This window comes from uncultured Aquimonas sp. (assembly GCF_937888285.1).
GTDB lineage: Bacteria > Pseudomonadota > Gammaproteobacteria > Xanthomonadales > Xanthomonadaceae > Aquimonas.
In genome coordinates, this window is sequence record NZ_CALART010000009.1 from 20705 (window position 1) to 30981 (window position 10277).

Here is a 10277-nt window from a genome sequence, read left to right on the forward strand (position 1 = left end):
TTTCTGGACGAAGCCGGGGGCGGCGCAATGCCGATTCCTGTGCGACGCGGGGCTGCGCCTGACGCACGCTGCTCGCATGTTCGCTGGCGTTGCCGGCAAGCATGCCCAGGCAGTCGAGACCTTCGAGGCTGCGGCGCGGTTCGCCGTGCTGGTTGTTTTCCTTCGCTGGGCGCATGTCGCGTCCATCCACCTCACCCCAAGGGACACACCTCCCTTGCGGGCGGGAGTTCCTTGGATTGCCACAAGGAGCTTCCCAATGGATACCCAAGCCATCCGTGCACAGATGCCGACGCTGGTTCGCGGCCACGTGCCTTCCAACGTCCGCACCTTCAAGTTCAACATCTTCGATGGTCAGCCTAAGGTTTCGACGCTGGGCTTCCACGTCGATCCCAAGCCTTTCGAGGGCAAGGTCATCGCCACCACCGACGAGGCCATCGTCGTCAAGACGGGGCGGGCCGAGTTCGCGGTGCTCGACAAGGCGCTCGTCACCGACGTGCCCGACGAAGGCGCCAAGGTGCAGGTCGAACCGTATGCGCGGCGCCGCTTCGACGGCCTGCGCGCGGACACGCCCGAGGAGAGCACCGAGTTCACCGCCGACGGCCAGCCCTACACGGTGAAGCGGCTCATCCTGGGCTCGGCGCCGGCCAAGCTGCCGATCGCCGAGCCGCAGTGCCCCGAGTTGCAGGAGCTGGTCCGCCAACTGGAGCAGTTGCCCGCGCCCGATGGGTTCCGGCGCATCACGCACCTGTTGGTGGATGCCGGCGCGCGGGACTTCACGGTGGTCGATCCGAGCCCCGGCAACATCATCGCCACGCCGCCGACCATCGGCTTCACCGTGGCCTCGATGAAGTTCCAGGGGCGCGTCACCGTGCTCTACGAACGCGGCCTCGACACCTACGCGGTGGAACTGCACCGCAACGGCGAACTGGTCGAGCGGGTCGATGAAGTGTTCTTCGACTCCTTGGGCCAGGTGCTGGAGCGGCTGATCGACGACGGGAGCTGGCGCCTCATCCGCGTGCAGCGCCTGTCTGGTCGCAAGCCCGTCCAGCACTGATCCCCTTACGTCACCAAGCGGCTTCCCGTCCTCGCGGCGGGAAGCCTTTTTCCTTCACTTTCGTTGGAGATCACTTCCATGACTGTTCGATTCAAAGGCACCGAGCTTCGGCCCGTGCTCGCCGAGGCAGCGGCCAACCAGTGCCGCGTCATCCTGGTCAAGGACCAGGGCGTGTACTTCATGGCCGAGCGCGGCGAAAGCCGGCCCGATGGGCGGCGCAAGACCATCGCCTACGCCGTGGGCTGCAACCCCGATGTCGATACGTTCGACGACTGGTGGGAGCTGGCGCGCGCCGAGTTCGGCGGCGACGACTTCGGCGAGTTCTTCGACCTGCACGAGCGGGTATTCGCCCGCATCCTGCACAGCGAGGACGACCTCGAAGTGTCGGCCACGGCCACGGACCTGTCGTTGCAGCCCGTGTCCGCTGCGCCGGCCGGCCACTGATCGTTGTGCTTCCCAGCCCCCTCCCGGGGGCTTCTCCTTATCCGGTGCCGCGGCCCCTGGCCGCATCGCACGCGCTCGTCTCCAGCCCGGCTCGGGCCACCCACGCCGGCAGCCGCCGGTCCCACCGCCTGGAGACGCCTGCATGCGAGACCCGTTCAAGATCGAACAACCGACCTGCCTCAGTTTCAGCGGCGGCCGCACCAGCGCGTACATGCTGTGGCGCGTGCTGCAGGCCCACGGCGGTCTGCCCGCGGATGTCATGGCGTGCTTCGCCAACACCGGCAAGGAGGTAGAGGCCACCTTGCGCTTCGTGCGCGACTGCGCCGAGCACTGGCAGGTGCCGATCCACTGGCTGGAATACCGACCCACGGAACCGGGCTTCGTGGTGGTGGACTTCGATACCGCCAGCCGCGCGGGCGAGCCCTTCGAGATGCTGATCCGCAAGCGGCAGTACCTTCCCAACCCGGTGGCGAGAGCCTGCACGGCATCGCTCAAGGTACGGCCGATGCACCGCTTCCTGCGGCAGCAGGGCTGGACCGATTGGGACCAGTTCATCGGCATCCGCGCCGACGAACAGCGCCGCGTCGCCAAGATCAGGGCGCGCGGCCACTCCACCGAATCCACCCACGAGACGATGTGCATGCCGCTGGCCGAGGCCGGCGTGACGGTGCGCGATGTGTCCGCCTTCTGGCAGGCACAGCCCTTCGACCTGGAGCTGCTGACGGTCAACGGGCGCACGCTCGAAGGCAACTGCGACCTGTGCTTTCTCAAACCCCGCGGCCAGCGCCTGGCGCTCATCAAGGCCAGGCCGGAGGCGGCAGTGTGGTGGATACGCATGGAGTCGCTGAACCTCGCCAGCCGCCCCAGCGGCGCGCGCTTTCGCAACGATGGCCCGAGCTACGCCGACCTGGCGCGCTTCGCGGCCGACCAGCGCGACCTGTTCGATGCCGCCGAAGAACCCATGGCCTGCTTCTGCGGCGATTGACGCGCAGTCCGTGCCGCCGCGGCTCGCCGTGATGCCGCTGTCGCTGCGCGCGGCCAATGCCTTTGTGCAGGAACACCACCGGCATCATCGGCCCGTGCAGGGCGGCAAGTTCAGCCTGGCGGTCACGCTGAGCGGCGGCGATGCAGTGCCAAGCCGCATCGTCGGCGTGGTGATCGCGGGCCGCCCGGTGGCGCGGCACCTCGATGACGGCTGGACGCTCGAAGTCACGCGGCTGTGCACCGATGGCACGCCCAACGCCTGCAGCAAGCTCTATGGGGCCGCCTGCCGTGCGGCACGCGCGCTGGGCTACACGCGCCTGATCACCTACACGCTGCCGGCCGAGGGCGGCGCCAGCCTGCGAGCGGCCGGCTGGCGCCCGGTCGGACAGCGCGGCGGCGGCAACTGGAACCGTGCGCGCCGACCGCGGCAGGACACGCCCGAGGTGTTGCGCGTGCCCAAGCTGCTGTGGGAAGCGCCGTAGCGGCGAGCCTGGCGCTCGGCGCCAATGCGGACAGCCGCCGATGCCGATTGCCGCTCGCGCGGGCGCGCGACTGGTGCCACGCTGCCGCCATGTTCCGCTGACACCCGTCAGCAGCATGCCCAGGCAGTCTCGATCTTCAAGACTGCGACACGGTTGTAGACCGTGTTGATCAACCAGTTCGCTCCGGCATCCCAGCGCGAACGGCCATCGGTTCTCCCGATGGTGATGCCACCCAAGCTGTTCCTTCAACCCACGCGGGGGTTCCACACCTTCCCCGCCTTGGGTCGGGTGTGTCTCCGCCTCTTTGTTCTCAGGAGATTCACCATGACCACTTCCACCGACAAGTCCTACTTCGATCTGCACATCACCGGCCTCGGGTATCTCAATCGCATCCGCGAAGTGAAGCCCAAGAAAGGCGATGCGTTCCTGGCCTGCGACATCGCGGCGCTCAACGGCCCCAGCGATGACGTGGCCTACGTGCGTTTCGACACGCGCGTCTCGGGCTCCGAAGCGCAGCACCTGGTGCGCCGCTGCATCCAAGCGGTCGATGCCGAGAAGAAGGTGATGATCGGCTTCCGCCTGGGCGACCTGTGGACCGACACCTTCACCTACTCCAAGGGCAAGCGTGCCGGCGAGCAGGGGGTGAGCCTCAAGGCCCGCCTGCTGTTCGTCAGTTGGATCAAGGTCGATGGCCAGCTCGTCTACAAGGCCGAGCCCAAGCCGACCGATGCCGACGACCGCGACGCGCGCAACACGGATGTCCCCGCGGCGTCCGCCGAGCCGCAAGCCGCAGCGTCCGAGCCCGCCCGGCCCGCCGCCGAAGCTGCCGACGAAGCCGCTGCCGATGCCCCCGCATTGGAAGTTGCCGAGTCGTTCTGATCCGCAAGGCCCCGTTCCTCGGGGCCTTGTCTTCTTCCCAATCGCGCCCGCACCCGACCGTCGTCATGACGGCCGTGTGCGTGATCGCAGCTTCGTCCGCAGGAGTTCTTCATGATCACCATTCCCGGCCAATTGGCCATCAAGACCATCCACGGCCGCAACGGCGACTTCAACGTCGGCCGCCTCGCGACCTCTATCGGCGAGTTCGTCGTGAAGAACGCCGAACTCGACCAGTACGCCGAAGGCAAGTACGAGGGCGATTTCGCTATCGCGGAAATTCGCCCGTCCACGTACACCGCCAACGGCCGCATGGTCATCGAGATCCGCGCCTTGCTGGGCGGGATGACCTTGTCAGCCATCGACGCCCTGAGCCGTGACGACGCCAGCCGGCTGAGTCCGCAGGAAGTCGATCCGATCGACGAGGAAGCGCAAGCCCCCACGCCAACGCCGACCACCGCTCCCAAGGCGGCCGGCCGGAAGAAGGCACGCGGTTCGCGCGACCCGCTGGTCGATACCACGCCGTTCGGCAGCGAGCCGGCTGCTGCGTCCGCGGAGGCTTCGGCCCATGCAGATGCCGACGACGGCGACGACGCGGCGCTGTTCGGCCCGCTCTGGCCGCTGAGCGATCCCGTCAAGCTCGATGCCACCGTGGATCGGCGCGTGCTGCGTCAGCAGCGCGACCGCCTCGGCGACCTGGGCTACGAGTTCGCTCCGCTGACGCAGGACTGGCACCTCGCCAGGGTCTGAGCCGACCGCTGTTCCACGCCGCGCCAATGCGGCTTTCACCACCCGCCGGGGTTCCTTCCCCGGCGGGAGGACTCCGGCCCTTTCTCACAGGAGTCATTCCATGGGCTGGACATTCGTTCGTATGACGCGCGATCAGTTGATCCGCGAGCTGACCGCAACCGAGGACACCGAGCGGTCGCGCAGTGAGGTCATCGATCACACGCTGGTCGGCAATGTGTTGTGGTCTGTAGTGCGCATCACCGCCAAGCAGGCCGGCGTTCTGGGTCTCGCACCCGGAGAGTCGGCCATCTTGATCGGCTGCCATCTGCTGGAAAGCGAGGGCCACGAATGGGGCTACAAGTCCCTGGTCGAGGCCGAGCACCCGTACTACTACTCGTGCCCGCTGCGCTATCTCGACATGGTGCCGCAGCGGTGCGCCACCTGGCGTGCACGGGTGCACGCCTTCCACCAGCAGCGGCCGGCGAGCAATACGGCCGGCGATGCAGCCACCGAGTGAGGCGCGCATGGACACCATCCTGTCGCCCTTGCCGCCCGAGCTGCTTCGCTTCGTCGAAGACCAGTTGGCCAACAACGAGGTTTCCGACGACGACGAGCTGCGCGAGCACTTCATCGCCAACGGCCTGAGCGAAGAACAGGCGTGGCGGGCACTGACCTACCGCGCGCTGTACCTGCGCCACGTCTTCCTCGAAGGCTTCACGCCGATTCTCAAAGGCCAGGAGGCGCTGTGCTTCAACCCGCACAGCCGCGGCTGGGAGCCGGTTCCGACCTCCTAGGCATTCCCCTCACAGGGCTCGCTTCTTCAACCCTTTCACCAGGCCCTGTTCAGCAGGGCTTTTCTTCATCCCCCGCAATCGCGCGCATCCGGCCTTGGCCGCTGGATGCCGATTGCTCCATTCCGCAAGGAGATCATCATGCAAATCGCATCCCGCTTCGCTTCTCGCTCCCCGGTACTGCGCGCCGACCATCCGCTGTCGGACGATCAGATTCGCACCGTGGCCCCGTCCATCTTCGCGGACACCCCGCACGAAAGCCGCTCCGAACGGTACAGCTACATCCCCACGGCGGCTGTGCTGACCGAACTGCGCAAGGAAGGCTTCCAGCCGTTCATGGTGTGCCAGACCCGCGTGCGACACGAGGACCGCCGCGACTACACCAAACACATGCTGCGCCTTCGCCACGCCAGCCAAATCAACGGTGCCGAGGCGAACGAGATCATCCTGCTCAACTCGCACGACGGAAGCAGCAGCTACCAGATGCTTGCGGGCATGTTCAGATTCGTCTGCCACAACGGCCTGGTGTGCGGCGACACCTTCGCCGACGTGCGCGTTCCCCACAAGGGCAACGTCACCGATCACGTGATCGAAGGCGCCTACGAGGTGCTGCACGGCTTCGACCGCGTGCAGGACTCGCGCGACGCCATGCGAGCCATCACGCTCGACACCGGCGAGGCCGAGGTTTTTGCCAGATCGGCGCTGACCTTGAAGTACGACGATTCGGGCAATGCCTTGCCTATCACCGAGACCCAGATCCTGCGGCCCCGTCGTTACGACGACAACCGCGCCGATTTGTGGTCGGTCTTCAACCGGGTCCAGGAGAACCTGGTCAAGGGCGGCCTGAGCGGCCGTGCCGCCAACGGGCGCCAGCAGCGCACGCGCCCCGTCCAGGGCATCGACCAGAACGTCCGGCTCAACCGGGCGCTGTGGCTGCTCGCGGATGGCCTGCGTCAGCTCAAAGTCTGACCCACAAGCGGATCGTGCCTCGCGGCATGGTCCGCTTTTTCTTGGCTTGTGCTGTGCTGCCAGCGCACCGCGTCCAATTTGGTTCGGTGTAACCCTAATGCGGCAATTCGCCGCTGCCTCGAAAATTGAGGTTCGACTGCATACCTCCCTGGCTTTTCCTCCCTGAGCCAAGCAGTCATCTTTGCCGCCTCGGTGTCCCCGGGGCGGCTTTCTTTTCGTGGCGGTCATTCGTGCTTCCGCCATCGCAGGCGATGCGCTACCGCAAACAGGGTTGCGCGCCGGGTCGGTTTTCCGCTCCCGCTGCACATGCACCTTGGCGCAGGCTATGGCCCATGTCCCTCGGCGTAGCCGAGAACATGCCCAGGTAGCCCAGACCTTCAAGGCTACGGTGCGTTGCGACGCACGGTCTGATTTTTTGCCACGACGCTCACCGCGTTCTCTTCCATCCCTCTGGGGCAGTGACTGCCCTCGCGGGTGGTGCTGTCTCCGCTCACTTCGAGGACATCACCATGCCTGCACCTTCTTCCCCCAAGCAGCTCTATCGCATCGACGAGTGCCCCGACCTGATGGCCGATGGCGTCGTCGGTGACGAGAACGGCAACCTGGTCTTCATCTCCCTCTGGGCGCGCGACACCGCTGTCCAGGAATTCCTGGCCCGCCTCACCCTGGGCCGGGACGAACAGGGACTGGATCAGTTCCATGTCATCACCGAGCAAGGCGCGAGCGTCCCGGTCTTCGTCGGCAACGTCGAGAACCTGGAGAAGCGCAGCGCACGCGCCTACCGGCGCACGCTGTTCGGCTCGCTGACCAACATCTGGCTGTTCGATCGGCGCTGCGTCAAGCCCGACAAGGCCAACGCCAGCGCGCTGGCGCTCCTGCCTCGCGGTTCCGCGCACCGGCTCGACCGGCTGTGGACGCTGGTGCGGGACACCTGCCCGCTGCCGCTTCTCGATCCCTGGCGCGATTGCGTGCTGGAGCTGCTGCAGGCGAAGTCGATGCTGACGCGCCTGCCGTTCGCCCTCGGTCCCTTGGAAGGCCATCGGCTCGCCATCGACGTGCCGACGCTGACCCAGGTGCTGGGCGGCCTGATTCGCAGCGGTGGGCTGGTCGCCGACACGCCCGCCGGCCGCATCCCCTCGGCTCTACCGCTCGAAGCGGTGGCTTGAGTTTCTCGCACCGGACATGCACGCCCCGCGTGTCCGCTCCCTTCCATTGATCTACTGCCAGGAGATTCCCATGGCCCTCATGTTCCCGCGGCTCGCCCGCAACTTCGTCAAGAACGGGTACTTCCCGACGGATGAACCCACGCTCGAAAGAGCACTCGCCGCACTGGCGCCCGCCGAATCATCGACCGGGCCGATGTGCATCCTCGATCCCTGCGCCGGCGAAGGCGTGGCGATCGCCGAAGCCGCACACGCCCTCGGGCGCGAGCGGGTCCAGGCCTTCGCCGTCGAGTACGAGGCCGAGCGTGCACGCCACGCCCGGCAACTGGTCGATCGCTGCATCCACGGCGACCTGATGGACACGCTGATCAGCCGTCAGAGCTTCGGCCTGCTGTGGCTCAACCCGCCTTATGGCGACCTGTCCAAGGACACCAACGGCAACGTCGGCTACCAAGGTCAGGGCCGCGCGCGGCTGGAGAAGCTGTTCTATCAGAAGGCGCTCCCGCTGCTGCAGTACGGCGGTGTGCTGGTCTACATCGTGCCGCACTACGTGCTCGACGCCGAGCTGGTCGGATGGCTGACCCGGCACTTCGCCGAGCTGCGCATCTACCGCGCGGTGGAAGCGCAGTTGAAGCAGGTCGTGATCTTCGGTCGCAAGGTTCGCCAACGTGACCAGGTATCGGATTCGGTCAAGGCCACGCGCGCGCTGCTGCTGCAGATCGGTCTTGGCGACGCCGAAGCGGAGGAGCTGCCAGTCGAATGGCCGTTCCTGCCGTACACGGTGCCTGCCACGGCCGAGCCGGAGCACTTCTACCGCGTGACGATGGAGCCCGAGCAGTTCGCCGAGGAAGTCGGCCGGCTGCAAGGGCTCTGGCCGACGCTCGACACGCACCTGGGCGCCGCGCAGCAGTCGCTACGGCCTCCGGCGCGAGGCTTATCGCATTGGCATCTCGCCTTGGCGCTCGCCGCGGGTGCGATCTCCGGCGTAGTGAAGTCCAAGACGGGCCGCGTGCTCGTCGTCAAGGGCGACACCCACAAGGAGAAGACCTTGCAGACGGAGTACACCGAGCGCGACGACGGCACCGTGGCCGAGACGCGCATCCTGACCGACAAGTTCGTGCCGGTCATCCGCGCCTGGGACATGACACCGGGCTCGCTGACCCGCGGCGAGGTGCTGACCATCCGCTGATCGCTGTTCCCTGACGGCTCGCCGTCGCTTCATCCACCAACTCATCCACCCAACGGGGCCACTCACCCCGCCGGGTGCCGTGGCCCCTCTTTCATCCGAAGGAGAAACACCATGGCACTCGCAGTTCTCAACGTGGCGTCGCAAGCACGCTTTGCCCCTGGGCACCTGGTCATGACCTGCGGCATCGATGCGCTGGTCCGGCAAGGCCGGTTCAACCCGACGCCGTACCTGTGCCGCCATCTCAGTGGCGACTGGGGCGACCTCGACGACAGCGACCGGCGGCAGAACGACGCCGCGTTGCGCTCCGGCGAGGATCGGCTGTTCTCGTCCTACCAGGTCGCGCCTGACCTGAAGCTCTGGATCATCACCGAATGGGATCGCAGCGTGACCACGCTGCTGCTGCCCAGCGAATACTGAGCTTCATCCACCGCGGCCACGCGCCGTTCTTTTCTTCCCACTCCGGGGCATGCCATCGCCCCGCAGGGGAGGTGCATGCCCCATTTCATTTGGAGCATCACCATGTCCCTCGATACTGACCTTGTTCCCGCCGCCGATGGCACGCCCGTTCAGGGCGACCTGCTCGAAGCGGCTGCTTCTCCCCTGGCGATGAGCCTTCAGGATTTCGTTGCCGAGTTCGGCGACGAGCTGCTGGATTCGCTCAACCGCGCCAACCCTCCCGTTTATACCGGCCAGGCCCGGCCGCATCGCCAGCTCGTGCTGGCCAGTCTCAAGCGCAAGCTGTTCGGCGCGCAAGCCGAGGTGGTGCATGCCGTCACCGAACTGCTGGCCGACCGCGGCGAACGCGCCGCGATCGTCAATGGCGAGATGGGCTGCGGCAAGACCACCGTTGGCATTGCCACGGCGGCCATACTGCACGCCGAAGGCTACCGTCGCACACTCGTCTTGAGTCCCCCGCACCTGGTCTACAAGTGGCGCCGGGAAATCCAGGAGACCGTCGCCGGCGCGAAGGTCTGGGTGCTCAACGGCCCGGACACGCTGGTCAAGCTCATCAAGCTGCGCGAGCAGTTGGGCGTGCCGGTGCGCGGCCAGGAATTCTACGTGCTCGGCCGCGTGCGCATGCGCATGGGTTTCCACTGGAAGCCCGTCTTCAACGTGCGGCGCACGAAGCACGGCGAAGTCGGCGCGTGCCCGGACTGCGGCCAGGTCATCACCAATCTCGACGGCGAGCCGATCAACCCGGTCGAACTCGAAGCCGAGGACTACCGCCGCCGGTGCAGCCATTGCGCGGCGCCGCTGTGGACGCTGATGCGACCGCGCAGCCTGTCCGCCAACGACCAGTCCACGGCCGTCTTCAAAGCCTTGCAGCGCATCCCGACCATTGGGGAAGTCACCGCGCAGAAGCTGATGAAGAAGTTCGGCGACTCGTTCCTCGCATCCATGTTGGGCGACAACATCCACGAGTTCATCAACCTCATGGATGCCAAGGGCGAGCTGGTGTTCTCGGATCGTCAGGCGCACCGCATGGAGCGGGCGATGGCGAACATGGAGTTCGGTTTCGGCGAGGGTGGGTATCAGCCCAGCGAGTTCATCAAACGCGTGCGACGTGAAGTCGCCTGAGTAATTGTTCCAACGGGG

General features: G+C 66.4%; 12 protein-coding genes and 1 pseudogene. All 13 read left to right on the top strand.

What is annotated here, in order from left to right; translation table 11 throughout:
* Positions 1–256 precede the first annotated feature (256 nt).
* Positions 257–1054, top strand: a complete 798-nt coding sequence (locus tag Q0654_RS02230; RefSeq protein WP_298850040.1) for a GTPase — start codon at positions 257–259, stop codon at positions 1052–1054.
* A gap of 78 nt (positions 1055–1132) precedes the next feature.
* On the top strand, positions 1133–1498 hold the full coding sequence (locus tag Q0654_RS02235) for a DUF3085 domain-containing protein (protein WP_102080854.1): 366 nt from the start codon (positions 1133–1135) through the stop codon (positions 1496–1498).
* 142 nt (positions 1499–1640) lie between these two features.
* Complete coding sequence (locus tag Q0654_RS02240; RefSeq protein ID WP_102080855.1) at positions 1641–2483, top strand: phosphoadenosine phosphosulfate reductase family protein; 843 nt, start codon at positions 1641–1643, stop codon at positions 2481–2483.
* 31 nt (positions 2484–2514) lie between these two features.
* A complete protein-coding gene (locus tag Q0654_RS02245; RefSeq protein WP_102080979.1) occupies positions 2515–2964 on the top strand; it encodes an XF1762 family protein in 450 nt (149 codons plus the stop codon).
* 324 nt (positions 2965–3288) lie between these two features.
* Entirely contained in the window at positions 3289–3843 is a 555-nt protein-coding gene (locus tag Q0654_RS02250; protein ID WP_298850046.1) for an STY4534 family ICE replication protein, read from the top strand.
* Positions 3844–3954: 111 nt separating this feature from the next.
* Positions 3955–4590: a DUF3275 family protein gene (locus tag Q0654_RS02255; RefSeq protein WP_102080857.1), complete on the top strand. Its 636-nt coding sequence runs from the start codon at positions 3955–3957 to the stop codon at positions 4588–4590.
* A gap of 100 nt (positions 4591–4690) precedes the next feature.
* Positions 4691–5086: a hypothetical protein gene (locus Q0654_RS02260; RefSeq protein WP_102080858.1), complete on the top strand. Its 396-nt coding sequence runs from the start codon at positions 4691–4693 to the stop codon at positions 5084–5086.
* Positions 5087–5093: 7 nt separating this feature from the next.
* Positions 5094–5363 carry a hypothetical protein gene (locus tag Q0654_RS02265; RefSeq protein WP_102080859.1) on the top strand — a complete coding sequence of 90 codons (270 nt, stop codon included), beginning with the start codon at positions 5094–5096 and terminating at the stop codon, positions 5361–5363.
* Between the two features lie 138 nt (positions 5364–5501).
* Positions 5502–6329, top strand: coding sequence for a DUF932 domain-containing protein (locus Q0654_RS02270; RefSeq protein ID WP_102080860.1), 828 nt, complete (start codon positions 5502–5504; stop codon positions 6327–6329).
* Between the two features lie 509 nt (positions 6330–6838).
* Positions 6839–7495 carry a hypothetical protein gene (locus Q0654_RS02275; RefSeq protein WP_102080861.1) on the top strand — a complete coding sequence of 219 codons (657 nt, stop codon included), beginning with the start codon at positions 6839–6841 and terminating at the stop codon, positions 7493–7495.
* 70 nt (positions 7496–7565) lie between these two features.
* Positions 7566–8681 carry a DUF6094 domain-containing protein gene (locus tag Q0654_RS02280; protein WP_298850057.1) on the top strand — a complete coding sequence of 372 codons (1116 nt, stop codon included), beginning with the start codon at positions 7566–7568 and terminating at the stop codon, positions 8679–8681.
* Between the two features lie 111 nt (positions 8682–8792).
* Positions 8793–9098 carry a hypothetical protein gene (locus Q0654_RS02285; protein ID WP_298850059.1) on the top strand — a complete coding sequence of 102 codons (306 nt, stop codon included), beginning with the start codon at positions 8793–8795 and terminating at the stop codon, positions 9096–9098.
* 102 nt (positions 9099–9200) lie between these two features.
* A pseudogene (locus tag Q0654_RS02290) lies at positions 9201–10238 on the top strand (DEAD/DEAH box helicase family protein); the annotation flags it as partial.
* Between the last annotated feature and the right edge of the window lie 39 nt (positions 10239–10277).